This window comes from Curtobacterium flaccumfaciens, from assembly GCF_013359815.1.
In the GTDB taxonomy this organism is placed as follows: Bacteria; Actinomycetota; Actinomycetes; order Actinomycetales; family Microbacteriaceae; genus Curtobacterium; species Curtobacterium flaccumfaciens.
Window position 1 is genome coordinate 408,460 of sequence record NZ_JABMCF010000039.1, and the last position, 25,041, is coordinate 433,500.

Sequence of the window (25,041 nt, forward strand, 5' to 3'; positions counted from 1 at the left end):
CGAAGCCTCACGCCGCCACGGGCCTCCCGTCCGTCAGTGCGCCCGTCGCACCGCCACCCGCCGCCGACCCCGCGAGGTCAGCCACGCCCCGGCCGTCACCACGAGGGGCAGGCCGATCGCGAGCAGCGCCAGCACCGGCCAGTCAGGCACGAACGGCATGTGATTCACCCCGACCGGACTCTCGGTGAACCGCAGGGTCAGGGCGCGGATCGGCAGGAGTCCGAGGAGCGTCCCGATCACCGAGCCGACCGTGGCCAGGATCGCCGCCTGCCAGGTCGACACCCCACGGCGCAGGCGTGGTGCGGCACCGATGGCGTCGAGCACTTCGTCGTCCCGCCGACCGTCGGACCGTGCGAGTCCGATCGCCACCGCCGTCGCACCGATGGTGACGGCCGCCGCGAGTGCGAGCACGATCGCCCGGATGATCGCCTCGTTGTCGATCGGGCCGGCCTCGTACATGAACGACGGGCCGCTCCACCGTGCACGGTCGTCGCCGCCGAAGCTCTGCCATGCCGAGCTCAGCTCGTCCGCCTGCGCCGGGTCGAGGTCGTGCGGCAGCGTCGTGACGAGCATGCCGTCGACCACGGGCACGCCGTACCGTTCGGCGGTCGCCTTCGTCATGAAGACGCCGACCTGGATCCGCGGGGTCTGCACGTCGAGCACGGCTGGGATCGAGACGCTGGCCGCCGGTCGGCTCCGCTCGGTGATGGGGTCGCTCTCCCACGTCCGGTCGTGGAAGGTGTCGACGCGGACCGCGCCGTCGTGTGCGTACTCGGGCCAGAGCGACACGGCCCGACCGCCCTCGAGCGCGCTCCGGACGGCGGCGGACGGCCGGTGCCCGGTGAGCACGGCGTAGTCGTCGACGGTGCCCGTCCAGATGTGCGGAGACGACGCGCTCGCCGTGTCCAGGTAGTACGAGCAGCTCGTCGTGTCGTTCGCGGGGCAGTCGTACGCGCTCCAGCGGTGCGGGATCGTGACGGTCGAGGGGGTGTCGCCCGGCTGCTCCTGCGCGACACCGAGCACCCGGATGCGGTCCTGGTCGAACACCCCGGACACGACCTTCGCCGCGTGCGCAGTCAGCGCTGCGTCGTGGCGACCGGTGCTGCCGCCGTCCTTCGTCTCGGTCTGCACCTCGGCCGTCGCCACCCCGACCGCCGTGGAGTACTCGTACCCACGGACGTACTGGGCGTGACTCGACGCACTCCACGTGATCACGACCGAGGCCACGAACACGACGCTCATCACGCTGGCGAGCACCGGCACCGTGCGGACCGGGTTGCGGCGGGCGTCGCGGGCGGCGAGCCGGGCGGACAGACCGGCCCGCGAGGTGAGCCGGGTGATCAGGGCGAGCAGCCACGGTGAGCAGATGGCGATGCCGAGCTGCATCAGGCACGGCCCGATCGCGACGCCGACACCGACGACGTAGGCCCACCGGTCCTGCTGCACCGGACGGTCGTTGAGCATGAGCACGCCCACGCCGCACGCCAGCGTCATCACGGCGCCGAGGACCACGAGCAGCGGGCCCCAGATACGCCGACGACGGCGGGCCGGACGGCTGACGGGCACCGGACGGAGCGAGCCCCGCAGCGCCGCGAGCACGTTGATCCGGGTCGCCGACCGTGCGGCGACGAGCGCGGAGACGAGTCCGGCGAGCACCCCCGCGGCGGCGATGGACAGCAGCAGGAGCGGCGGCACGTGCAACCCGGGGAACGACGCCACGTTGCCGTTGTCGATCAGTCGGTAGGCGAGCACGCCGATCCCGGTGCCGGCGGCGACCCCGAGGACCGCGCCGACGAGCCCGAGCACCAGGCCCGACCCGGCGACGATCGTGCGGACGAACCGCTTGTCCCCGCCGACGCTCGTGACGATGGCGTACGAGCGGGTGTCCGCCCGGGTGCCGACCAGGAACGCGGCCCCGGCGAGCAGGGCGACCTCGAACATCGCGAAGACGCCGAGCAGTCCCATCGCCCCGAGGTACCAGCCGAGCGACGAGCCCAGCTGCCCGCCGGGGAGCCGGGCGTCCGGCGGATCGAGCACGACCGGACGTGACTGCACGATGATGCCGTGCGCGTTGAGCTGCCGGATCTCCGACCACGTCGGGGCGTCCGACGGCAGGTACACGGTGACGTCGGTGAGCCCCACGTCGTCGGTGGTGTCGGTCGTCGAGAGCGTCGTGCCCCAGGGCAGGAAGATGCCCTGCGATCCCGGGTCCGTCCCCAGGTCGGTCATGGTGCCGGTGATCGTGAAGCGCTTGGTGACCGGGTCGGTCAGGTCCACCGTGTCGCCGATATGCGCCCCGAGGCGTTCGAGCGTCGCCGGCGTGACCATGAGCTCACTGCGCGTGGTCGGCGTGGAACCGTCGAGCACGTGCCAGTGACCCTCGAGTGACGGATCCCAGACGCTGCCCTCCACGGCGGTCAGTCCGACCGGGCCGTGCGCACCCTGCAGCACGACGGGCGTGCTGCCCACCGGGATCGACAGGGCGCCGTCGGGCACGTGGGCCAGGACGTTCGTGAACGGGGAGTCCTCGTCCGACTTGGTGACGGGGCTGTCCCGCTTCGAGTCGGTGGACTCCCACTGCACCGGGTCCTGCACCATGCCGGGCAGGTCCGGGCCGGACACCCGCATCTGCGCCGATGCACGGCCGAGGTCGTAGTCGAGCCGCTCGGTGACCGTGGCTTGCGTCGACTGCACGACGACGGCGACGGCGGCGAACCCGGCGGTGGGGATCCCGATGAGCGCGATGATCAGTGCCGCGCGGCCCGCCTTCGCGAACGCCAGTCGACGCCCCAGACGGAGCGCCGGTCTCAGGGCGAACGGCGTCCGGCCGGTCCCGGCACGCCGACCCCGGCTCACGAGGCGGTCCGGTCCGTCAGCGCCGCCTCGACGCCCGAGTACACGGTCTCGTCGACCACCCGACCGTCGCGCAGGAACACGATCCGGTCCGCCCAGGCCGCGTGCCGGGCGTCGTGGGTCACCAGGAGGGCGCCGGCTCCGGCGTCGACGTGCCGACGGAGCATGCGGAGCACGACCTCGCCGGTCTGCGAGTCGAGGGCTCCGGTCGGCTCGTCGGCGAGCACGAGCCGGCGCTCGCCGACCACGCCGCGGGCGATCGCGACGCGCTGCTGTTGCCCGCCGGACAGGTCGTCCGGGTAGGCGTCGGCTCGGTGCGACAGCTCGACGTTGTCCAGCGCGAGCTCCGCGGCACGGCGGGCCTGCGAGGCCTTCCACCCGTCGAGCTCGAGCGGCAGTGCCACGTTCTCGACCGCGGTCAGCGAGGGGATCAGGTTGAAGTCCTGGAACACGAACCCGATGAGCCGGCGTCGCAGCGCTGCGAGTTCCTTGGCGGGACGGTCGGACACGAAGGCGCCGTCGATCAGCACCTCACCGCTCGTCGGCGGCAGCAGGGTGCCGGCGCAGGCGAGCAGCGTCGACTTGCCCGACCCCGAGGTGCCCATCACGGCCACCATCTCGCCACGCTCGACCCGCAGGTCGATCCCGGCCAGGGCGGTGACGGCCTTCGCGCCGGAGCCGTAGTGCACGCTCACGGCGTCGAGCTGCAGGAGCGGTGCGGCGGTCACCGTGCGCTCCGGGGAGCGGCAGCGGCAGCGTCGGCACCGGCAGGCGCCGCCGGGTGCTCGTCCGGCCGGTACCGCGCGACGCTCGACTCCACGTGGTCGAGCCAGCGCACCTCGGCCTCGGCCTGGAACACCATCGACTCGAGCACGAGCGACCACGCCAGGTCGGTCGACGGGTCGGTCGTCCGCTTCAGCCGCGTCAGGTCCTGCAGGTTCCGGATCGCGGCACCGCGCTGCACCTGCACCAGCCGGGCGACGTCGACCCCGGGCACGGTCACGGCGAGGGCGAACTTGATCGCCAGCTCGTCGCGGCCGCGCTTGGCCGGCACGGGCTCGCTGAACCAGCGGGCCACCTCGGCCCGACCCGCGTCGGTCGCCGTGTAGACGACGTGTCCGTCGTCGTCGGCGTCGCCGCGGGCCACGAGGCCGTCGCGTTCCAGGCGGTCCAGGGTCGTGTAGACCTGGCCGATGTTCAGCGGCCAGCTCCCGCCGGTGCGGTGCTCGAACTCCCCCCGGAGCTGGTACCCGTAGCCGGGTCCCCCCACCAGCAGCGCGAGTACGCCCATCCGAACGCTCATGACACTTCCCCTGTCTCGGGCCACCGTGGCCATACTGAGTATGCACATACCCGGTATGCGTGCGCAAGCACGGATGTGGAGAGGGCGGAAGACGGACGGGAGGCGCGGTGCCAGCTGGCACCGCGCCTCCCGTCCGACCGGTCGTCGCGTTCGCGACCCGCGGTCGCGTCCGAAGGGTCAGTGACCCAGCTTCGCGAGCTCCTCGAACTCGTCGTCGGTCAGCTCGACGGTGGCACCCGCGAGGTTGTCCTCCAGGTGCGCGACGCTCGACGTACCGGGGATCGGCAGCATCACCGGGGAGCGCTTGAGCAGCCATGCGAGCGCGAGCTGTGCCGGGGTGGCACCCTTGCGCTCGGCGATCTCGGTGAGCGGCGAGTCCTCGCCGGTCAGGCCACCCGTGGCCAGGGGGAACCACGGGATGAAGCCGATGCCCTGCTCCTCGGACCAGTCGAGCAGTTCCTCGGCGTCACGCTTCTGCAGGTTGTACAGGTTCTGCACGGAGACGATCGTGGCGATCTCCTGCGCAGCCTTGACCTCGTCGACGGAGACCTCGGACAGGCCGATGTGGCGGATCTTGCCCTCGTCCTGCAGCTTCTTCAGCTCGCCGACCTGGTCCTCGAGCGGGACCTTCGGGTCGATGCGGTGCAGCTGGAACAGGTCGATGCGCTCGAGGCCCAGGCGGCGGAGGCTCATCTCGGCCTCTTGCCGGAGGTACTCCGGGCGGCCGACGGGCGGCCAGACGTTCGGGCCGGTGCGGGTGAGGCCGGCCTTCGTGGCGATGACGACGTCGTCGCCGTAGGGGTGCAGGGCCTCCTTGAGGAGCTCCTCGGCGACGTAGGGGCCGTACGAGTCGGCGGTGTCGAAGAAGTTCACGCCGAGCTCGACGGCACGCTTGAGGACGCGGATCGCCTCGTCGTGGTCCTTCGGCGGTCCCCAGACGCCGGGGCCGGTGAGCTGCATGGTGCCGTAGCCCAGCCGGTTGACCTCGAGGTCGCCGCCGATGCGGAAGGTGCCGGAGGACGCGGCCGGACGGTTCGTGGTGTCAGTGCCTGTGGTCATGTCCCCGGTCTACGCCCGGTGCGTTGCCGGTCCCTGAGTCGGTGTCCCCCGACCGCTTTCCGGGTTCGCAGGGTCTACGGACGGGTGGGCCGCGGGTACGGGGTCTCGCCGCGTTCGAGTCCGCCGACGAGCTTGGCGAGCCGGTTCGTCCGCACCGTGGCGTTCGGGGCGGTGGTGATGCGGTGCAGCACGGCGTACCGGTTCGTGGCGTCGAGCTCGGCGAACAGCGCGGCGGCTGCGGGGGCGGCGTCGAGTGCGGCCTGCAGGTCCTCGGGCACCGTGGCCGTTGCCGAGCCGGCGTAGGCGCGGTCCCACCGGCCGTCGCCCTTGGCGCGCTCGATCTCGGCGTGCCCGCGCTCCCGCATCCGCCCCTCGGCGATGAGTGCGGCGACCAGGCCGAGGTTCCGCTGCGACCACAGCGAGGCCTTCCGGCGCGGGGTGAACCGCTGGCGGTAGGTGGTGTCGTCACGCCCGCGTCGCTGCCCGTCGATCCACCCGGAGCACAGTGCTTCGTCGAGGGCCGTGTCGTACGTCAGGGTCGTCGGCTCCGTGACGCCCTTCTTGGCGAGGACGAGCCACACGCCGTCGGGTTCGTGCTCGTGGTCGTCGAGCCAGGCACGCCACGCGGCGACGTCCAGCAGCACCAGGTCGACGATGTCCATGTGGTCATCGTAGGACCGGCCGGCCGCGCGGGTCAGGCCGCGCTGCTGCTGATCCGGGTCGCACTCGCCCAGTCGTGCACCCAGTCGGGTACGGTCAGGTCGCGGTCCGCGCCACCCGCCGCCTCGAGCAGGTCCGCGGTCGGCACCGTCCCGCCGGAACGCCGCAGGAACCGGGCCTGCACCACGGCGCGGGCCATCACGGCACCCTGTCGCACGAACGTCTGCTCCAGGTACACGGCACGGTCGTCGACCCCGAGCACGTGGGTGCGGAGCTCGAACCGCTGGCCGAGCGTCAACGACCGCTTGTACGTGATCGTCTGCGCCGAGACGACGGGGTACCAGCCGTGCTCGGCCAGCGCGGCCCAGTACCCGGATCGGAGCATCAGGTCGAGCCGACCGAGGTCGAGCATCGACAGGTACTTGCCGTTGTTGACGTGGCGCAGCGGGTCGAGGTCGGTGGGAGCGACCCGGAACGGCGTCCGGACCTCGTCCCAGAGCGACGCCCGGCGGCGTCCACCGACCCGAGCGCGCAGACGGGTGCGCAGCTGCAGCAGGAGCAGTCGGAAGTACAGGTTCACGTGTCGATCACACCAGTGCGCGGACCACTCGTGCGAGCACCTTGGAGGAACCTCACGAAGCGCGGGCAGCCCGGGTCACCGCGGACCCGCTGCTCCCGACAACCGCCGGAGCGGCCGGGTGGGTCAGCCGGAGAACATCCCGCTGGAGGCGCTGCCACCCGGGTGCGCGGTCTTCGACACGCCTTCGGCCGTCGATCGAGCGGCGTCGGCCTCGACCATGGCACGTGACCCGGCCGTGGGGTCGGAGAAGTCCTCGAGGTCCGCGAGCGCTCGCCGCCGACGACGGTTCTGCACCTCGAGCACGACGAGCAGGGCGCCGAGCACGACGACCACGGCGATGACGATCCAGATGACGACCATGACACTCCCCCGAGCCCGGGGCGTCTGCCCCGTCCCTCGCAGCGTAGCGGTGCGGAGGCGGGTACAGCCAGTGCCTCCCGCCGTCAGGGGGACCGGGAGTAGACCTGCAGCATGCAGACACGCAAGCTCGCAGACCTCGAGGTCGGACCGATCGGCCTCGGAACCATGGGCATGAGCGCCTTCTACACGGGCGCCGGCACCGACGACGACGAGTCGATCCGCACCATCCACCGCGCGATCGACCTCGGCGTCACCCTGTTCGACACCGCCGAGGCGTACGGCCCCTACACGAACGAGGAACTCCTGCGCCGTGCGCTCGAGGGCCGTCGCGACGACGTCGTCATCGCGACCAAGTTCGGCCTGTACCGCCACGAGGCCGGTGAGGAGACCCCGACGCAGCAGCGCGGTCTCTCCAGCCAGCCCGAGTCCGTGCGCGAGGCGCTCGAAGGCTCCCTCCGCCGCCTGGGCACGGACCACATCGACCTCTACTACCAGCACCGCGTCGACCCGGCCGTCCCGATCGAGGACGTCATCGGCCAGCTCGCCGGCTTCGTGCAGGAGGGCAAGATCCGGCACATCGGACTGTCCGAGGCCGGTGCCGAGACCATCCGCAAGGCCCACGCCGTCCACCCGATCACCGCGTTGCAGAGCGAGTACTCGCTGTGGACGCGGGACCCCGAGGGCGACGTGCTCGACACCCTGCGCGAGCTCGGCATCGGCCTGGTGCCGTACTCGCCGCTCGGCCGTGGGTTCCTGACGGGTGCCATCACGAAGCCGTCCGACCTGGACTCCGACGACTTCCGCCTGGCGAACCCGCGCTTCCAGCAGGAGGCGTTCGAGCAGAACATGCGCATCGTCGACGCGGTCAAGGAGATCGCCACCGAGGCCGGCGCCACCCCGGCGCAGGTGTCGCTCGCCTGGCTGCTCGCCCAGGGCGACGACATCGTCCCGATCCCCGGCACGAAGCGGGTCTCCCGCCTCGAGGAGAACGTCGGCGCAGCCGACCTGACCCTCACCGCGGACCAGCTGTCGCGCCTGTCGGCGCTGCCGGTCCCGACCGGCGACCGCTACCCCGACATGTCGACCATCGGTCGGTAGGAGCGACCGGTTGACGGCCTGGAGGCCCGGTGCCAGCTGGCACCGGGCCTCCCGTCCGTCGTCAGTCGCGTTTGCGGACGCGAGACGCCGGCGTCAGCGCGAGACGCCTCCGAATCCGGCGGCGTCTCGCTGACTCGGCGGCGTCTTCCGAGGACGCCGGCGTCTCAGACCTCGGCGGCGAAGGACGCGGCCCGGACCTGCAGGTCCTCGATGCGCCGGAGGCGCGCTGCCTCGACGTCGTAGCCCTCGTAGGCGGGCGGCGGCAGCTTCCGGACGTTCCGCGAGCACTGGAAGTCCTGGCAGACCAGGGTGCCGACGGTGTTGCCGTTCCGTCCGGCTGGCCCGGACCGTTTCGCGCTGTAGAACGCGACGTCGTTCGGCAGCTTGACGTCCTGGCACCACGAGCACTGGGCACGGGAGCGGGGCGAGGCCTCGGCCTGCCGGAGCAGGATGCCGATCAGGTCGCCGTCCAGGGTCGGCACGACGGCGTACGCACGCCGCCCGATCTTCGGGTCGCGCCAGCCGAGGTAGTCGAGCGCGTCCCAGTCGAGCGTCTCGAAGTCGGCGGGCAGCGTGAGGTCGGACACCTCCTTGCGCGAGGCGTTGACGAAGGACGTGCGGAGGGTCTTCTCCACGATGGGGAGCATGGGTGATCGCTTTCGTGCGGGCCCGGGGCGTGCGGACGCACACCGCACCGGGCGGAGGAGGTCAGGGTTCGACGAGGGCGGCCGCACCCGAGGGCACGACCGAGGGTCTCACGCCCTGATGCCGGCGATACGGGCGCCGACCACCTCCTGGAAGCTCACCCGACCAGCCTACGACCGGGTGTCAACCCCGGCCCGGTCCGCCCGCGGTCGGTTCGGCGTCGCCGTGACCAGGACGACCGAACCCTCGTACGTCGGGCGGATCCGCAACGAGCCGTGCCGCCGGTCCCACTCCCCCGACTCGAGCGCGGTGCGGAGCGCTGCCACCGACCGCCGGACGGTGAACTCGTCGACCAGGCCCCACGCCGGGTCCGCCTGGCGCACGCCGGGGTCGAGGAGTCGCTCGGGGCGGGCGTAGTACGCCTCGGCGAACCCGTCGACGCACGTGAACGGGATCGGCAACGGGGTGCTCGTCACGGTGTCGTCGCCGAGCGCGTCGGCGATCCGCGGCAGTGCGGGGTGGCGACGGGCGTCGGCCGCCAGCACCTCGGGCGCGTACTCGGCGAGCCAGGAGCGCTCGATGCGGTCGGGGTCGAACGTCAGGACCACGATCGGGCCCCGGGTGACCCGACGCACCTCGGCGAGCCCGCGTTCGAGGTCGTGCCACTCGTGCAGCGAGAAGGTCGACACCGCGGCGTCGAAGGTGTCGTCGGCGAAGGGAAGGTCCTCGGCGGCCTGCACCGCGGTCACGTCGCGGTCGGTCGGCGCGTAGGACCCGGCGGCACCGGCACCGGCACCGGCCTCGTCACCCGCACCGACGTCGAGTACGGTCCGGGCATCGCCGAGGGCCTTCGCGACCGCACGGGCGAACGCGGGTTCGGGCCGGCGGTGCTGCCGGTGGTCCGCGTCCCCTGCTGAGCCGTCCGTGGTCCTCGTCACGTCCCCACCCTACGAACCCGCGCTGCTATGTTCGACGGATGCTCGCAGACAGTGGTCTCGGATTCGTCGTCGTCCTGTACGCCCTGTTCGTGCTGGCGCTCGCCGTGCTGGCCGTCGCCCTCATCGTGCTCGTGTTCGCCGCGATCCGTGTGCTGCGGTTGTCGGCGACGGAGCGGCAGCTGCGCATCGAGCGGATGCGCTCGCCGGAGCTGTTCGACGGCGACGTGCCGCCCCAGGCCTGACGGTCCGACCACGGCGCTGACGCACCTGCCCGTCGGCGGGCCAGGTCAGTCGACCGACTCGGACTCGGACTCCGACTCGCGCAGGGCCGCGTACTGCTCGGCCCGCTCCGTCGCGGCCCAGCTGCCGAGCAGCGCGAGCGACCGCTCGGACTCGCTGCCCGGCTCAGCCGAGTACGAGAACAGCGTCAGGCCGGGGTCGGCGACGAGGTCGAGCGCCTCGTACGACAGCCGCAGCTCCCCCACGATCGGGTGGTCGATGCGCTTCTTGCCGGTGCGCTGCATCCGGACGTCGTGGGCGGCCCACCAGCCGCGGAACTCTTCGCTCCGGGTGGAGAGCTCACCGACGAGCGTGATGAGCCCTGGCTCGCAGGGGTTCGACACCGCGGCGGTCCGGAGCACGGCCACGGCGTCCTTCGCGGTCTGTGCCCAGTCCGGGAAGAAGTCGCGGGCGGCCGGGTCGAGGAACGTGAAGCGTGCGGTGTTCACCGGGCGTCCGGGGCCGGCGAAGAGCGGTGCGTAGAGCGCGCGGCCGAGCTCGTTCGTCGCGACGACGTCCCCCCGCTCGTTCCGGACCCAGGCCGGTGCGCCGGTGATGGCGTCGAGCAGCCGCTGCACGCCGGGGCGCACGCGGGTCGGCACGTTCCGGTGCATGACCTTCGCGCCGGAGTTCGCCAGGCGCGTGAGGTCCCACAGGTGCGCTCGCTCGTCCTCGTCGAGCTGCAGGGCGCTCGCCAGGCCCTCGAGCACGCTGTCCGAGACGCCCTTGAGCGAGCCGCGCTCGAGTCGCGTGTAGTAGTCGACGCTCACGCCGGCGAGCATGGCGACCTCGTGCCGACGCAGCCCGGGGACCCGTCGGACCCCGCCGCCGAACGACGGCATGCCGACCTGCTCGGGGGTGAGCCGCGCCCGCCTGGAGGACAGGAAGTCGCGGATCTCGTTGCGCACGTCGATACCCATGCGACGAGCGTACGTGCCCGGGCCGTGCGTCCGGCAGGCACGGGCGGTACCCGTCAGCCGGTCAGGGCGCGGCGGGGCCGCCGGCCGTCGCTGACTGGTCACGACACGTCGCGTGCCGTGCGCCGTCCCGTCGCAACCTGTCGGCTGGTGGCGCCGCAGGCGACGGCCGGTGACCGCTCGTCGGCGTCTGGCGGGGTGTTGTGAGCGCCCGAAGCGGACGGGAGGCGCGGGGCGGCCCCGCCACGCGCCTCCCGTCCGCCGTCTGGTCGCGTTCCGTTGCGCGACCGGCCGTACCCGACCGGTCGCGACACGTCGCGTGCCGCCCGCCGGGTGGTCGCGACCTGTCGGCTGGTGGCGCCGTAGACGACGGCCTGTGACCGCTCGCCGGCGTCCCGCGGGGTGTTGCGACCGCCTGCGCCACGGGCTTCCCCCCGCTCTGTCCCGCGGTCAGGGCGCGGCGTCGGCCCCGATGCGCACGCGCGCGACGCGGTGACCGTCCATGGCGGTCACCTCGAGGCGGTGGCCGCCGGCCAGGACGACGTCACCGACCTCGGGGACGCGATCCAGCTGCACCTGCACGAGCCCACCCACGGTCTCGTAGTCGCCGTCGGGCAGGACCGGGCCGCCGTCCGCAGCCAGGTCCTCGAGCACCGTGGCACCGTCGACGCCGTCGTGCGCCAGCACCGACTCGTCGTACTCGGTGGAGTCCCACTCGTCGCGGATGCGGCCGACGAGGTCCTCGAGCAGCGCCTCGAGCGTGACCATGCCGGCGCTGCCGCCGTACTCGTCGACCACCAGGGCGATCTGGTGGCCGTCGGTGCGCATGTCCGCGATCGCGCTCGACAGCGACTTCGTCTCCGGCAGGGCGAGCACCGGCCGGACGAGCGTGGCGACGGGTGCCGAGGGATCGACCGGACGCAGCAGGTCACGGAGGTGCACGAAGCCCTGCACCTCGTCACGCCCGCCGGAGGTCACGAGGTACCGGGTGTGGCCGGCCGCGATGGCCTGGTCGGTGGCCTCGGCGACGGAGAGGCCGGCATCCAGCGTCGAGACGTCGTACCAGGGGCGCATCGACTCGCGCAGGATGCGGTCACCGGCGTCCAGGGCGCTGCGGGCGATCCGGCGTCCCTGCTCGTCGACGCCGGTGTGCTCGTCGACCAGGCCGCGGAGCTCCTCGGTGCTCATCGACTCGCTGCGGGCGTTCGGGTCGCCGCCGAGCAGTCGCACGACGGTGTCGGTGGACTTCGAGAGCAGCCAGATCACCGGCCGCATCAGCACCGCGAAGCGCTCCAGGGTCGGGGCGACGGCCATCGAGAAGCCCTCGGCACGCTGCAGGGCGAGGCGCTTCGGCACGAGCTCGCCGAACACGAGCGACAGGTACGCGATGACGAGGGTCATCAGCACCAGCGCGACGGCTTCGGCCGCGCCCTGCTCGAGGCCGAGCCCCTGGAACAGCGGTGCGACGTCGGGTGCGATCGAGGACGCACCGTACGCGGCGGAGAAGAAGCCGGCGACGGTCACGCCGATCTGCACGGCAGACAGGAACCGGTTGGGGTCACGGCCGAGCTCGGCGACCCGCATCCCGCGGGGGCCGCGGCGTTCGAGCTGCTGCAGCTGGGATTCGCGGAGGGAGACGAGTGCGATCTCGGCGGCCGCGAAGACCCCGCCGACGAGCACGAAGAGGATGACGAGCCCGAAGGCGATCCAGGTGTCGGCGCCCATCAGCGGGCAGCCGCCTCGGATCGACGACGGGCGGGCGGTCTGTGGGGATCGTCCATGCCTGTGAGTCTGCACAGGCCGACTGGGACATCACCGTGCTGCCGCTCGACAGCGGCTGTGGATCCGGCGTCGTGACGGGGAGCGGTCGGTGCGGGGCGCGGTCGCTACAGGGTGAGCGACCGACCGATGCGGGCTTCGAGCCACGCCTTCGGGTCGATCGGCGTGACGCCGTCCATCAGGACCTCGAGGTGCAGGTGCGCACCGGTCGAGACGCCGGAGGACCCGACGAGCCCGATGAACTGCCCGGCCGCGACGGTGTCGCCGACCTTGAGCGGCGAGGAGCCGGGGATCATGTGGCCGTAGAGCGTGGAGACCTGACGGCCGTCGACCACGTGGTCGATGATGACCGCGTTGCCGTACGAGAAGTAGGTGCCCGAGACCCGGACCTTGCCCGCGGCGACGGCACCGATCGGCGTGCCCATGCCCGGGGTGAAGTCGAGGCCCTGGTGCAGCGACGAGCACGCCCCGCACGGTGCCGAGCGGTACCCGAAGCCGGAGCTCATCTGCACCGGGCCGGGGAACGGCGAGCGGACCGCGCCGCCGAACGAGACGGCGCCGCCCGCGGTCGCCGCGGTGTCGGCGGACCCAGCGGTCTTCGTGGTGACGGTCGAGCCGCCGCCGACGGTGAACCCGTCACGGTCGAACCCGGCGGCCGTGACCGCCTGGGTCACGGCGTAGTCCTGGGTGCGCACGACGGGCGCGATGGTCGAGGTGGCCATCGAGGTGCCGGCGCTCGCGTGGGCGGGCATCGCCGAGGCGGCGAACATCGCGATCGCGGCGGCGGCGCTGGTGAGCGTGATGCGTCCGGCGCGGGCCGACCGGGAGGCCCGGGGTGCGCTGGCGACGCGGGTCACCTTGGGCGCAGGGCGACGGACGACCCGCTGGATGCGGTCATCGACGTGCTCGGTGGTGGCGCGTGCGGCTGCGGAGCGGCGGCCGGCCGGCTCGGTGGCCGAGGACGCTGTCGCGAGGACCACGGCCTGCACGGGCTTGGCGACCTTCGCGGCCTTCGGCGCCTTGGCCGGCTTCGCGGCCTTCGCCGGCTTGGCGACCTTCGCTGCCTTGGCCGGCTTCTCGGGCTTGGCGGCCTTCGCGACCGGCGCCGTCTTGCTGCGACGCTGCGGTCCGCGGGCTGCTGCACGCTCGGCCTCGAGGGCGGCGCGACGGGACAGGTGCACCACCGGGGTCTCCGGGTGCTGGTCGAGTTCGGGTGCAGTCGTCATGGCCGCCCACCATTCTGCACGACTCTGTCGCTTTGTACAGGCCCTTTCGTGATCTTTTCGTTACCGAGTGCGCTGGGAGGCCTCTGATCACCACGGGCGGAAGCGTCCCCCGGGCCCTCCGCATCGGTACGGTCAGGGGAAAGCGACGGAAGGACCCGCACCATGGCCCGATCGCCGCGTGAGCGGTACGGAACGGTCGACCTGGCGTCGGCCGACGTCGTGCTGGCCGGTACCCAGGAACTCCTCCCCGTGCTCCGGGCCGCCGCCGTGCGCGCCGGGATCGACGCTGCGCGGATGCGGGTCATCGGGGTCGACGACCTACCGGACCCCGAGGAGACGTGGGACGCGGCGTTGGCCGTCATCGCGATCCGTCGCCCCGGTGACGACCCCGCGTTCCACCGGGCGCAGGCGGCTGCCGAGCTCATCGCACCGATGCTCGCGCCGCACGCCGTCCGCATCGTCGTCACGGTGTCCGGGGTGACCCGGCTCGCGCCGAAGCTCGAGCGCACCCTGACGTCCGAGGTCCTGCACCAGATCGATGCCGCGTCGGCGTCGTCCGGGTTCCGCCGGCCCTTCCGGCCGCTGCGCATGCGGCTCGGGCTCGCCGGGCTCCGTGCCGCCGGCGTCCGGGTGTTCCGCGTCTCGATCGGCGACTGAGGCTCAGGCTCCGTCGGCTCCGGAGCCCTGCGCGGTGCCCGCCTGCAGCGACGGGTGTGGCGGAGCGGCGTGCGCGACGACGGAGACACTGCCGACGGCGAGCACGAGTGCCAGCGCTCCGGCGGTGCAGGCCGTCCCGATCCGCCGCAAGCGCGACCGGCTGCCACGCTGGCGCGGTGCGAACCGCTTCGTGCTCCGACGGGGCTCGGGTCCGACGAGCCACGGACCGGAGCCGTCGGGGTCGTACGAGAACGGGCCGGAACCGTCCGGTGCGTAGCGGTAAGGGCCGCTGCCGTCCGAGGCGTAGGCGGACCGCAGGTCCTCCGCCCTCCAGCCGAAGTCGTCCGGGGTCTGCCGTGTGGTGGTCATGCGCGCTCTCCCTCGCTCTGGTGCTGCGGAAGACCAGTCCACGCACCGTTCCTATGTGTCGACAGTGCGCCTCCAGGGTGTCGGCCGAGCATCTGCCGCGCGGAAGCGGGGGCCATGTATCTTGATGTCGAGACATCCTGCGCCACGAGTACCGTGGACGTACCGACGGTCGAACAAGGGAGTACCCGCCAGCATGGCCAAGATCATCTACACCCTCACGGACGAGGCGCCGTTCCTCGCCACCCACTCCTTCCTCCCGGTCATCCAGGCCTTCGCCGGCACCGCGGGTGTCGACGTCGAGACCCGCGACATCTCGCTCGCCGGCCGGATCATCGCCCAGTTCCCGGAGCGGCTCACCGACGAGCAGCGCCTGGACGACGCCCTCGCCGAGCTCGGTGACCTGGCGAAGACCCCCGAGGCGAACATCATCAAGCTGCCGAACATCTCGGCGTCGATCCCCCAGCTCAAGGTCGCGATCAAGGAACTGCAGGCGCAGGGCTACGACCTGCCCGACTACCCGGACGAGGCCACGACCGACGAGCAGCGCGACGTCCGTGCCCGCTACGGCCGCGTCCAGGGCAGTGCTGTCAACCCGGTGCTGCGCGAAGGCAACTCCGACCGCCGCGCACCCCTGTCCGTCAAGAACTACGCCCGCAAGCACCCGCACCGCATGGGCGCCTGGTCGCGTGACTCGAAGACGAACGTCACCACCATGGGCGTCGACGACTTCCGGTCGAACGAGAAGTCCTGGATCGCCCCCGCCGACGACGTCCTGACGATCACCTTCGTGGCCGAGGACGGCAGCGAGCAGGTCCTCAAGCAGTCGATCCCCGTGCTGCAGGGCGAGGTCGTCGACGGCACCGTGCTGCACGTGGCCGCACTCGAGTCGTTCCTGCGCAAGCAGATCGAGCGCGCCGCCGCCGAGGACGTCCTGTTCTCCGTGCACCTCAAGGCCACGATGATGAAGATCTCGGACCCGATCATCTTCGGCCACGTCATCAAGGCGTTCTTCCCGTCGGTGTTCGAGCGCTACGGCGCCGACCTCGCCGCCGCGGGCCTGACCCCGAACGACGGCCTCGGCTCGATCCTCGCCGGCCTCGCTGCGCTGCCGAACGGCGCCGAGATCGAGCGTGCCTTCAAGCAGGGCATCGCCGACGGCCCCGAGCTCGCCATGGTCGACTCGGACAAGGGCATCACGAACCTGCACGTGCCGAGCGACGTCATCGTCGACGCGTCGATGCCGGCGATGATCCGCACCTCGGGCCACATGTGGGGCCCGGACGGCGACGAGCACGACACCCTCGCCGTCATCCCCGACTCGAGCTACGCCGGCATCTACCAGGCCGTGCTCGACGACTGCCGCGCCCACGGCGCCTTCGACCCGTCGACGATGGGCTCCGTGCCCAACGTCGGCCTGATGGCGCAGAAGGCCGAGGAGTACGGCTCGCACGACAAGACCTTCGAGCTGCCCGGCGCCGGTGTGGTCCGCGTCACGACCGCCTCGGGCGACGTCGTCATCGAGCACGACGTCGAGCCCGGTGACATCTGGCGCGCCTGCCAGACCAAGGACGTCGCCATCCGCGACTGGGTCAAGCTCGCCGTCACCCGCGCCCGTGCCTCCGCGACGCCGGCCGTGTTCTGGCTCGACGAGACCCGCGCGCACGACGCGAACCTGATCGGGCTTGTCCGCGAGTACCTCGGCGAGCACGACACCGAGGGCCTGCAGATCGAGATCCTCGCGCCCGAGGACGCCATGCGCTTCTCGCTCGAGCGCATCCGCCGCGGCGAGGACACCATCTCGGTCACCGGCAACGTCCTGCGCGACTACCTGACCGACCTGTTCCCGATCATGGAGCTCGGCACCTCGGCGAAGATGCTCTCCGTCGTCCCGCTGCTGGGCGGTGGCGGCCTGTTCGAGACCGGTGCCGGTGGTTCCGCGCCGAAGCACGTGCAGCAGCTCGTGCAGCAGAACTACCTGCGCTGGGACAGCCTGGGCGAGTTCCTCGCGCTGGCGGTCAGCCTCGAGCACCTCGCCGGTGTGACGGGCAACGAGCGGGCGAAGATCCTGGGCGAGACCCTCGACCGAGCCACCGGGACGTTCCTGGAGCAGGACAAGTCCCCTGGTCGGAAGCTCGGCTCGATCGACAACCGCGGCAGCCACTTCTACCTGGCGAAGTACTGGGCCGAGGAGCTCGCGGCGCAGACCCAGGACACCGAGCTCGCGGCGTCGTTCGCGGACCTCGCGGCGAAGCTCGGTGAGCAGGAGCACACCATCGTCGACGAGCTCGTCTCGGTGCAGGGTCACCCGGCCGACATCGGCGGCTACTACCGCCCCGACGACGCCAAGACGAGCGCGGTCATGCGCCCGTCCGCCACGTTGAACGCGGCGCTGGCAGCGCTCTAGCAGCGACCAGCCGACGGACGGGAGGCCCGGTGCCAGCTGGCACCGTCCCTCCAGGCACGGCCGTCACCCCGCTGGCGCGGTGCGCCGGTACCGGCTGGTGGGGCCCACCTCCCGTCCGTCCGTGGTCGCGACCACCGCCGCGCTTCGTGAGCAGGAATGGTCGCGTCCGCACCACGCACCCGACCATTGCTGCTCACGAAGTGACGCGGGGGCGCTCGTCGGGTCAGCCGCGGGACGGCACGGGCGGGCCGGCGGCGAGCAGCCCGGTGAAGACCAGGGCGACGGCCACGACCCCGATGCCCGCGGCCACGGCGGGCCGACGCACCACGAAGAACAGCAGGCGGTCCCAGAAACCCGAGTGGGCGTCCGGCGAGCGTCGCCAGGAGCCCTCGAGCATGCCGCGGCGGGCGACCGCGACCTCGAACGGCACCGTGGCGTACGGCACGACGGCACTGGCCCAGCCGAGCACGAGCGCCCCGAACGACCACCGCTGGTTCACCGCGACGACCGTCGTGACCACCAGGTACGCCAGGAACACGAAGCCGTGCACCCCTCCGCCGATGCGGACGCCCCAGTCACCGACGTCCAGGCCGTACTTGAGCACCATCCCGAGGATGAGCAGGGTCCAGGTCACGAGTTCGGCGACCGCGGCGGCGCGGAACAGGGAGCGCGGAGTCATGCCGTCAATCGTGGCGGACCCGGTTGACAGACAGCAGAACGCCCCGGATCGTCCGACCCGGGGCGCGCTGCAGGTCCGCTCAGTGCCGCACGACCACCGTCTGCCCGAGGCGGTTCACACCCGCGCTCGCGTCCCACGTGCCGGTGTTCGCCGTCTGGATCGCGAAGGCCGGGTCCGCCGCCACCGAGGCCTCCGGCGCGGGCAGGGCGAGTGCGACGCTCCAGCGCCCGTTCGGCACGTCGGCCAGCGACGCCCGGACGGTCACGGTCCGTCCCGGCTGCCAGGACGACGCGTCGGCGACCACGGGCACGGTCACCCGGCGATCGCCGTCGGTCAGGACGAGCTGCACGGGGCGGCTGTTGTACGGCGCCGCCCAGCCGTCGTTCCGGATCGACACCGCCACCGACGGCTTCGCTCCAGAGGTGGCGGTGCTCGACGTCATCGTGAAGCGGTAGCCGAGCTTCTTCGCGGCGTCGGTCATGCCGTCCGCGCCCCAGGTCGCCAGGACGTCCTTGTTGTAGTCGAGGTTGAGGTAGCTGTAGTGGTACTTCGCCATCTCGGCCGAGGCGGACGGGTAGTCGGTCCGCGGCGCGTTCACCGCGCAGGTCTCACCACCGACGGGGACGTACCGCGACTCCGCCGCCAGGTAGTCCTGGTCGAGCGACAGCGGGTTGCTCAGGAACGTGCCGAAGTCGTCCGGCGAGGCGAGGAAGCAGTCGTTGTGGTGCCCGATGCGCGACGCTGCCGATCCGTCGTGCGCCTGCTCCGGGGTGAGCGCCCCGGCCGTGCCGGACGGGGTGCGGAGTGCGTCCTGCTTCATCTGCATCGTGCGGACCTGGACCGAGCGGCTGGAGGGCAGGGCGGCGAGTTCGGCCTGCAGGACCTGTCGTCGGGCGTCCTTGTCGGCCTCGGTCAGCGCGCCCGGGTTCGCCGGGTCGCTGGCGAAGTGGTCGGTGTAGTAGCCCTCGCCCCAGAGCCCGATGAACCCCTGCTGCAGGGTCGGGATCACGTCGGCGTTCCGGCGGAGCGTCGGGGTGAGCTGCTCGATGTGCGCGAGCACGGTCGGCAGGTCGGCGTCACCGTAGGGCGCCGAGTACGGGTACGAGCCACCCTGGACGTACGCGAACCGGGTGATCACACCCACGCCGGCTGCGCGCGCCGTGTCGTAGTCGTGCTGCACGAGCGCGAGCCAGGCCGGGCTGAGTTGCCGCTGCTGGACGAACGCCTCCATGTAGAACACCCGGACGACCTGCGTGACGCCCTCGGCCCGGTAGCCGCGGAGCGTCGCGGCGTCGAGCGGCGTGTACCCGGTGCCGTCGGCGCGGTAGTGCGTCTCGGTGGTGTGGTCGAACCCGCGCGAGGGGTTCGGGATGACCGCGTCGCTCGCCGTGTAGGTCACGGTCGAGGTGGTCGCGGTCCGTGTCGGGTGGTGGCCGGTGGGCGACGCCCACGCGGTGGTCGGTACGGCGAGCGCGAGCGCCGCCGCGAGTGCGACGGTGGTGATGGTGCGGTGCTGCATCGGACGAGCCCCTGTCCTCGGCGCGGGCGGTGACCGGCACCCCCTGGCACCGTCGCCTGCGCGATTGTGATCTGAAGGTAGGCCGAACGATCAGAAAACGCCAGGACCTGCGCAAAGCGATCACGGGTAGCGTGGGTCCCATGTCGCCGTCGACCGAGAACCGTCCCCTGAACATCGTCGTCTGGAACGAGAACGTGCACGAGACCCGCGGTGACGCGACGGTCATCGGGCACTACCCCGACGGTATGCACACCGTGATCGCCGAGGCGCTCCGGCAGCTGCAGCCCGGGGCCGACGTCTCCACCGCCACCCTGCAGGAACCCGACCACGGCATCACCGCCGAACGACTGGCAACCACGGACGTGCTGTTCTGGTGGGGCCACGCCGCCCACGACGAGGTGAGCGACGCCGTCGTCGACCTGGTCGTCGACGCCGTGCACGCCGGCATGGGCCTGGTGGTGCTGCACTCCGGCCACTACTCCAAGCCGTTCAAGCGCCTGATGGGCACGACCTGCTCGCTGAAGTGGCGGAACGACGGCGAGCGCGAACTCGTCTGGACCGTCGCGCCCGAGCACCCGATCGCCGCCGGGGTGCCGCACCCGATCGTCATCGACCGGCAGGAGATGTACGGCGAGTACTTCGACATCCCGCGCCCCGACGAGGAGGTGTTCCTGTCGACCTTCGCCGGCGGCGAGGTCTTCCGTTCCGGCGTCGCCTACCGCCGGGGGCTCGGCAAGGTCTTCTACTTCTCGCCCGGCGACCAGGAGTACCCCGTCTACCACCACCCGGACATCCAGCGCGTGCTGTCGAACGCCGCCGCCTGGGCCGCCCCGGTGTCCGAGCGCCGCGAGCTGACGGCTGACCCCCACCCACGGGACTGGTTCCTGTCGGACGATGGGGGTAGACAGGCCGGGTGACCAACCATCTCGACGGTGCGGACAAGCGCACCGCGGTGATCGAGGCGCTCGCCATCTTGGGATCAGGACCCGAGGAGCGCTTCGACCGCATCACCCGCATGGCCCACGAGGCGTTCGACGTCCCGTTGACCTTCCTCAACCTCGTCCACCACGACCTCGTCACCACGCAGTCGACCTTCGGCTGGCACCAGGGGTCGAGTGTTCCCGCCAGCGAGCAGTTCTGCGCGTCGACGGTGCTCACCCGCGAACCGATGGTGATCCCGGACGCGTCGCTCGACGCCCGGTTCGCGCACACGGCGGCGGTGGCCGAGCACGGCATCCGGTTCTACGCGGGCGCACCGTTGACCATGGTCGACGGCACCCGGGTGGGCACGCTGTGCTTGATGGACGCTGTTCCGCGCACGTTCTCGCCGGACGACGTCGCCCTGCTGGGTGACCTGGCCCGGTGGGCGGAGCGCGAGCTCGGCGTCGCCATCGACCGCGGGCGGGTCCGTCGGGTGCTCGACGGCCTGGTGCCGGACCCGGTGGCGGTGCCGGGGTACGACCTCGACGTCCTGGTGGCCCAGCACGACGACGGCGGGGGTGACGTCGCCGACTGGCGCGTCGCACCGGACGGTGCCCTGCACGTCACCGTCGGCCGGGTGAGCGCCGCCGGCCCGGCGTCGGGCCTGCTCGCCGCGGCGGTCCGCGGTGCCGTGGCGGCACGGACCGGCACCGACATGTCGGACGCGATGGTCGGCCTGGAGGCGCAGGTCACCGCCGATTTGTCGGCTGCGGACGCCGTCGGCTCACTCTTCCACCTGCGGCTCGACCCGACGTCGGGTCACGCCGACTTCGGCGACGCCGGCCACGGCCTCGCGGTGCTCGTCCCCGCCGACGGTCCGGCTCGCGTCCTGCACCCGCTCGACCTGCCGCTCGGACTGCAGCCGGCATCGATCCCCCGGTCGCCCGGCGCGCTCGACCTGGAACCCGGGGACCGGCTGGCGATCTGTACCCAGGGCGTCCTGTCGCTGGAGGGGCTCCGGCACCTGGACGACCTCGCCGCGCTGGTGCGCTCGGCTCCGGACGGGGCCACCGTGGTCGAAGGGGTGCGCACGCCCGTCCCCACGGACGCCGTGGTCGACGTCACGCTGGTGGTGCTCACGCGGCACTGACCGTGCGTGCCGCGCCACCCGGTCGTGCGGCGCCACCTGATCGTGCCGCGCGCGTCAGGAGCGGAAGCGGTCCTGCCGCGGGCGCGGGGTCCCGGTCAGTGAGACCACGAGCAGGGTCGCGAGCAGGGCGAAGCCGGCCAGCTCGATGCCCAGGCCGGCGAGCTGCCAGTACGCGCTGCCGACGTGCTGCGGCTGCGTGATCGATTCCGGCCACCACGACTGGATGAGCGGGAACGAGCCCGGGAACGGGTCGAGGCCGAACACGACGAGGCCGCCGAGCAGCAGCACCACGCCGAGGCCGGCCATCGCCCCACGGGACCGACGGAGCATGTGCACCACGAGGGCCGCACCCATCCCGGCGAGCCCGACGACGGCGATCAGGAACGCGAGCACCACGATGGTCTGCGGCGCGAGCGCGACCCAGTCCAGCACCGCGATCGGCAGCAGCAGCCACCGACCCGTCCGTGCCCAGCGCGCAGGGTTCCGCCATCCGTCCATGGCGACCGACCGTAGGGCACCCGGCCGAACGCATGCCGAATGCGGCCAGTGGGTCCCGGCGGCAGCGTGCGCTGACTACGATCGGACCCCATGGCGCAGGACCGACCGACCCGGCAGCAGCGGTCGCTCGCGACCCGCACGGCGATCATCGAGGGCGCGGCCGCGGAGTTCGACGAACGCGGGTACGTCGGTGCCTCGATGGATGGCATCGCCGAGCGCATCGGGATGACCAAGGGCGCGCTGTACTTCCACTTCACGTCGAAGGCCGACATGGCGGGTGCCGTGATCGCTGAGCAGCACGCGATCTCCCGGCGGTACGGCGAGGCGGCGGTGTCGAAGGGGACGACCCCGCTCGAGTGGATCCTGTGGTTGGCACAGGGGCTGGCCGTGCAGATGACGACCGAGGTGGTGGTCAGCGCCGGTGTCCGGCTGTCCACCGACGTGGCCGCGAGCGATGTCGACCGGCAGGACCCGTACACCGACTGGACCACGGTGGTCGCCGACTTCGCGCGGCAGGCCGTCGACGCGGGCGAGATCGACCCGCGGTGGGACCCGGACCTGGTCGGCCGGGTCGTCGTCCGCGCCTACACCGGCGTGCAGACCGTCTCGGACGTGATGACCCGTCGGGCTGACCTGTTCGCGGGCCTGCGGGAACTCTGGACGGTCCTGCTGGACGCGTTCGTCACCGAACGGCTGCGTCCGGAGATCCCGCGGTTCGTCGCGCTCATCGCTCCGGAGTGACGCGGGTCCCCCCAGGGAAACACCCACGTCACCTCGCCTCTGAGACTACCGAGAAGGGTGTCGCGCCACCGGCCCCAGTTCGCGGGCATGTGTCCGGCGGCCCACTAGCCTGACGCGGTGCCCACACCCGCTGCCGAGGTCGACGTCGACGTCCCGCTCGTCCGGTCCCTGCTGCGCGACCAGCACCCCGACCTGGCCGGGCTCCCGCTCGAGGTCGTCGCGAACGGCTGGGACAACGTCGTGCTGCGCCTGGGCGACGACCTGGCCGTCCGGGTGCCCCGTCGGGAGCTGGCCGCACGGCTCGTCGAACACGAACAGCGCTGGTTGCCGGACATCGCCGCCCGGGTCGGATCGGTCGTCCCGGTGCCTGCCCCGGTGCGCACCGGACGCCCCGCCCTCGGCTACCCGTGGTCGTGGAGCATCGTGCCGTGGCTGCCCGGTACCGCGATCGGTGAACGGGCGGCCGGGGTCCCCGTCGCCGAGGCGCTCGCCGCGTTCGTCGGGCTCCTGCACGTTGCCGCCCCGGCCGACGCCCCGGTGAACCCGTTCCGTGCGGTGCCGCTCGTGTCGCGGAGCGACGCCGTGCTGACGCGACTCGACGAGCACGGCGTGCACCGGGCCGGAGAGCTGGCCACGCTGTGGCGGACCGCAGCTGCCGTGCCCGCGTACGCCGGGCCTCCCGTCTGGGTGCACGGCGACCTGCACCCCTTCAACCTGCTCGTCGACTCGTCGGACGGAGCCGACCGCCTGTCGGCCGTGGTCGACTTCGGGGACGTCACCGCGGGCGACCCGGCCGTCGACCTCGCCACCGCCTGGCTGACGCTCGACGTACCGGGGCGTTCCGCGTTCCGGGCGCGCGTCGCGGCCCCGGACGCCACCTGGCTGCGCGCACGGGGGTGGGTGGTCGCGCTCGCGTCCGCGCTGGCGACCGCCGACGAACGCGCCTTCCGGAGCGTCGCGCGACGGAGCATCGACGCGGTGCTGGACGACTGAGTCCCCGCGGGGCTATCGTGACCGCACCATCCGTGCACAGCCGATCGGAGGGGCCACCATGACCCTCGAGCTCCGCGTCCAGCACGACGTCGCCACCGACGCCTCCCCCGCCCCCGTCCGACCCGAGCGACGCGGTCTCCGCGGCCTGCTCGACCGTCTGTCGGACCGCCGCGCCGCCGCCCGCGCGCGACGGGTCGACGACCGGGTGCGCGAACTCGGCGAACTCGTCCACCTGCTCTCCGATGCCCGCGCGGTCGTCGAACGCGGGTGGGTCCAGCACGCCTGGTTCGCCTACCTCGACGAGCACGGCCGCGAGCGGAAGGCCTCGAGCGCCGCCGCGATGGACGTACAGGGCCGGCCGCTGGTCGGCGCCTGCCTGGTCGGCGCGGTCGTGTCCGCCGCCGGCGGGCCGCACGCGGTGCACGCTCCCCGGGTGCAGCACGCGCTCGACGTCGTGTGGCACGCCCTCGCCCGCGACGAGGGCGAGCCCGTGCTGTGGTGCCCCGCGCCGGACATCCGGATGGGGCGGGTACGGGACCTGACGAGCTGGAACGACGCCCCGGCACGCACCGGCACCGAGGTCGCCGGCCTGCTGCTGACGGCCGAACGGGTCGCCGTGCAGGAGTCGACGCGCCTGCAGGAGCTCCGGGTGGCACGATCGGGGGCATGAGCGACGTCGAAGCGGTCCCCGAGGTGCACCCCGCGAGCACCAGCACCCTGGCCGCGAGCGGCAACGCCCTGCTGTCGGACGAAGGGGCAGTGCGGAACCCCGACGGTGCGGCGGCCGCGGACGGCGCGGGCGCGCACGCGGACGCCGCTGCCGCCGACGCCGCGGTGAAGCGGACGCTGCACCGGTACCTGCAGAAGCACCGTGCCGCCCTGCTGGCCAAGCTCGACGGGCTGGCCGAGCGCCAGGCACGCTGGCCGGTGACGCCGACGGGCACGAACGTCCTCGGGCTCGTGAAGCACGTCGCCGGGGTGCAGGCCGGCTACTTCGGCGAGGTGTTCGGGCGGCCGTTGCCGGACCAGCCCGCCTGGCTCGAGTCGGAGGACGGCGAGGACATGTACGCCTCGCTCGACGAGACCATGGCCGACATCGTGGCCTTCCACCACCGGAGTGCCGCCCACGCCGACGCCATGATCGAGGCGCTCGACCTCACCGCCACCGGGACCGTGCCGTGGTGGCCGGAGGGGCACCGGGAGGTCACGCTGCACCGGATCCTGGTGCACATGGCGTACGAGACCGCTCGGCACGCGGGTCACGCCGACATCGTGCGCGAGATGCTCGACGGCCTGGCGGGGGACGGTGACGGCAACCTGGCCGACAAGTCCCCGGAGGAATGGGTCCGGTGGCGCGAGCAGCTCGTCGACATCGCTGAGCGAGCGGGGTTGCGCGGCCTGGGCGCATAGCCG

Annotated in this window: 26 protein-coding genes; 10 read left to right on the forward strand and 16 right to left on the reverse strand. The window is 72.4% G+C overall.

Annotated features, from left to right (window positions below; translation table 11 throughout):
* Positions 1–33 precede the first annotated feature (33 nt).
* The 7 genes from HP445_RS13535 to HP445_RS13565 all read right to left on the reverse strand — a co-directional run bounded on the left by HP445_RS13535 (position 34) and on the right by HP445_RS13565 (position 6,815).
* Complete coding sequence (locus tag HP445_RS13535) at positions 34–2,856, reverse strand: ABC transporter permease (protein WP_128780377.1); 2,823 nt, start codon at positions 2,854–2,856, stop codon at positions 34–36.
* The gene (locus HP445_RS13540) at positions 2,853–3,581 is read right to left on the reverse strand and encodes an ABC transporter ATP-binding protein (RefSeq protein ID WP_027466859.1); all 729 of its coding nucleotides are present in this window, start codon (positions 3,579–3,581) and stop codon (positions 2,853–2,855) included. The genes HP445_RS13535 and HP445_RS13540 overlap by 4 nt, the downstream gene beginning before the upstream one ends.
* Entirely contained in the window at positions 3,578–4,156 is a 579-nt protein-coding gene (locus HP445_RS13545; protein ID WP_241660393.1) for a PadR family transcriptional regulator, read from the reverse strand. The genes HP445_RS13540 and HP445_RS13545 overlap by 4 nt, the downstream gene beginning before the upstream one ends.
* Before the next feature lie 177 nt (positions 4,157–4,333).
* Complete coding sequence (locus HP445_RS13550; protein WP_027466858.1) at positions 4,334–5,215, reverse strand: aldo/keto reductase; 882 nt, start codon at positions 5,213–5,215, stop codon at positions 4,334–4,336.
* Positions 5,216–5,289: 74 nt separating this feature from the next.
* Positions 5,290–5,877, reverse strand: a complete 588-nt coding sequence (locus HP445_RS13555) for a YdeI/OmpD-associated family protein (RefSeq protein ID WP_128780378.1) — start codon at positions 5,875–5,877, stop codon at positions 5,290–5,292.
* Positions 5,878–5,909: 32 nt separating this feature from the next.
* Positions 5,910–6,455, reverse strand: a complete 546-nt coding sequence (locus HP445_RS13560) for an acyl-CoA thioesterase (protein WP_128780379.1) — start codon at positions 6,453–6,455, stop codon at positions 5,910–5,912.
* A 123-nt stretch (positions 6,456–6,578) separates the two neighbouring features.
* Positions 6,579–6,815, reverse strand: a complete 237-nt coding sequence (locus HP445_RS13565; protein ID WP_128780380.1) for a hypothetical protein — start codon at positions 6,813–6,815, stop codon at positions 6,579–6,581.
* A gap of 111 nt (positions 6,816–6,926) precedes the next feature.
* Between HP445_RS13565 and HP445_RS13570 the strand changes: the two genes are divergently transcribed.
* Positions 6,927–7,913 (forward strand): aldo/keto reductase, encoded by a 987-nt coding sequence (locus tag HP445_RS13570; protein ID WP_128780381.1) that lies wholly within the window; start codon positions 6,927–6,929, stop codon positions 7,911–7,913.
* A 164-nt stretch (positions 7,914–8,077) separates the two neighbouring features.
* On the opposite strand, the gene HP445_RS13575 is transcribed toward HP445_RS13570, so the two are convergent.
* Positions 8,078–8,560 (reverse strand): FBP domain-containing protein, encoded by a 483-nt coding sequence (locus HP445_RS13575; RefSeq protein WP_128780382.1) that lies wholly within the window; start codon positions 8,558–8,560, stop codon positions 8,078–8,080.
* A gap of 168 nt (positions 8,561–8,728) precedes the next feature.
* Positions 8,729–9,496, reverse strand: coding sequence for a class I SAM-dependent methyltransferase (locus tag HP445_RS13580; RefSeq protein WP_128780383.1), 768 nt, complete (start codon positions 9,494–9,496; stop codon positions 8,729–8,731).
* A gap of 38 nt (positions 9,497–9,534) precedes the next feature.
* Between HP445_RS13580 and HP445_RS13585 the strand changes: the two genes are divergently transcribed.
* On the forward strand, positions 9,535–9,738 hold the full coding sequence (locus HP445_RS13585) for a hypothetical protein (RefSeq protein WP_017887883.1): 204 nt from the start codon (positions 9,535–9,537) through the stop codon (positions 9,736–9,738).
* A 45-nt stretch (positions 9,739–9,783) separates the two neighbouring features.
* On the opposite strand, the gene HP445_RS13590 is transcribed toward HP445_RS13585, so the two are convergent.
* The 3 genes from HP445_RS13590 to HP445_RS13600 all read right to left on the reverse strand — a co-directional run bounded on the left by HP445_RS13590 (position 9,784) and on the right by HP445_RS13600 (position 13,697).
* Positions 9,784–10,695, reverse strand: a complete 912-nt coding sequence (locus HP445_RS13590; protein WP_071406260.1) for a helix-turn-helix transcriptional regulator — start codon at positions 10,693–10,695, stop codon at positions 9,784–9,786.
* A 447-nt stretch (positions 10,696–11,142) separates the two neighbouring features.
* Positions 11,143–12,417: a hemolysin family protein gene (locus tag HP445_RS13595; protein WP_128780384.1), complete on the reverse strand. Its 1,275-nt coding sequence runs from the start codon at positions 12,415–12,417 to the stop codon at positions 11,143–11,145.
* Between the two features lie 161 nt (positions 12,418–12,578).
* Positions 12,579–13,697 carry a M23 family metallopeptidase gene (locus HP445_RS13600; RefSeq protein WP_111028886.1) on the reverse strand — a complete coding sequence of 373 codons (1,119 nt, stop codon included), beginning with the start codon at positions 13,695–13,697 and terminating at the stop codon, positions 12,579–12,581.
* Positions 13,698–13,859: 162 nt separating this feature from the next.
* Between HP445_RS13600 and HP445_RS13605 the strand changes: the two genes are divergently transcribed.
* Entirely contained in the window at positions 13,860–14,354 is a 495-nt protein-coding gene (locus HP445_RS13605) for a hypothetical protein (protein ID WP_071406257.1), read from the forward strand.
* Positions 14,355–14,357: 3 nt separating this feature from the next.
* Here HP445_RS13605 and HP445_RS13610 read toward each other — a convergent pair whose 3' ends face one another.
* Entirely contained in the window at positions 14,358–14,723 is a 366-nt protein-coding gene (locus HP445_RS13610; protein WP_128780385.1) for a hypothetical protein, read from the reverse strand.
* A gap of 193 nt (positions 14,724–14,916) precedes the next feature.
* On the opposite strand from HP445_RS13610, the gene HP445_RS13615 reads away from it, so the two are divergent.
* The gene (locus HP445_RS13615; RefSeq protein WP_128780386.1) at positions 14,917–17,127 is read left to right on the forward strand and encodes an NADP-dependent isocitrate dehydrogenase; all 2,211 of its coding nucleotides are present in this window, start codon (positions 14,917–14,919) and stop codon (positions 17,125–17,127) included.
* Between the two features lie 223 nt (positions 17,128–17,350).
* Here the strand turns inward: HP445_RS13615 and HP445_RS13620 are convergent, their stop codons facing one another.
* Together HP445_RS13620 and HP445_RS13625 are read right to left on the reverse strand one after the other, a co-directional pair.
* Positions 17,351–17,806, reverse strand: a complete 456-nt coding sequence (locus HP445_RS13620) for a DUF3817 domain-containing protein (protein WP_128780387.1) — start codon at positions 17,804–17,806, stop codon at positions 17,351–17,353.
* Between the two features lie 79 nt (positions 17,807–17,885).
* Complete coding sequence (locus HP445_RS13625; RefSeq protein ID WP_128780388.1) at positions 17,886–19,325, reverse strand: DUF4832 domain-containing protein; 1,440 nt, start codon at positions 19,323–19,325, stop codon at positions 17,886–17,888.
* A gap of 140 nt (positions 19,326–19,465) precedes the next feature.
* Here HP445_RS13625 and HP445_RS13630 point away from each other — a divergent pair, with 140 nt between their 5' ends.
* A complete protein-coding gene (locus HP445_RS13630) occupies positions 19,466–20,242 on the forward strand; it encodes a ThuA domain-containing protein (protein ID WP_027466841.1) in 777 nt (258 codons plus the stop codon).
* Positions 20,239–21,396 carry a GAF domain-containing protein gene (locus HP445_RS13635; protein WP_128780389.1) on the forward strand — a complete coding sequence of 386 codons (1,158 nt, stop codon included), beginning with the start codon at positions 20,239–20,241 and terminating at the stop codon, positions 21,394–21,396. Before HP445_RS13630 ends, HP445_RS13635 begins: the two co-directional genes overlap by 4 nt.
* Before the next feature lie 54 nt (positions 21,397–21,450).
* Here HP445_RS13635 and HP445_RS13640 read toward each other — a convergent pair whose 3' ends face one another.
* Positions 21,451–21,894, reverse strand: a complete 444-nt coding sequence (locus tag HP445_RS13640; RefSeq protein WP_111109501.1) for a disulfide bond formation protein B — start codon at positions 21,892–21,894, stop codon at positions 21,451–21,453.
* Between the two features lie 90 nt (positions 21,895–21,984).
* Here HP445_RS13640 and HP445_RS13645 point away from each other — a divergent pair, with 90 nt between their 5' ends.
* The 4 genes from HP445_RS13645 (at position 21,985) to HP445_RS13660 (ending at position 25,038) form a co-directional block, all read left to right on the forward strand.
* Positions 21,985–22,635, forward strand: coding sequence for a ScbR family autoregulator-binding transcription factor (locus HP445_RS13645; protein ID WP_128780390.1), 651 nt, complete (start codon positions 21,985–21,987; stop codon positions 22,633–22,635).
* Positions 22,636–22,752: 117 nt separating this feature from the next.
* On the forward strand, positions 22,753–23,628 hold the full coding sequence (locus HP445_RS13650) for an aminoglycoside phosphotransferase family protein (protein WP_128780391.1): 876 nt from the start codon (positions 22,753–22,755) through the stop codon (positions 23,626–23,628).
* Positions 23,629–23,686: 58 nt separating this feature from the next.
* Entirely contained in the window at positions 23,687–24,298 is a 612-nt protein-coding gene (locus HP445_RS13655; RefSeq protein WP_111028893.1) for a DUF6197 family protein, read from the forward strand.
* Positions 24,295–25,038 carry a DinB family protein gene (locus HP445_RS13660; RefSeq protein ID WP_128780392.1) on the forward strand — a complete coding sequence of 248 codons (744 nt, stop codon included), beginning with the start codon at positions 24,295–24,297 and terminating at the stop codon, positions 25,036–25,038. The genes HP445_RS13655 and HP445_RS13660 overlap by 4 nt, the downstream gene beginning before the upstream one ends.
* The last annotated feature ends 3 nt before the right edge of the window (positions 25,039–25,041 follow it).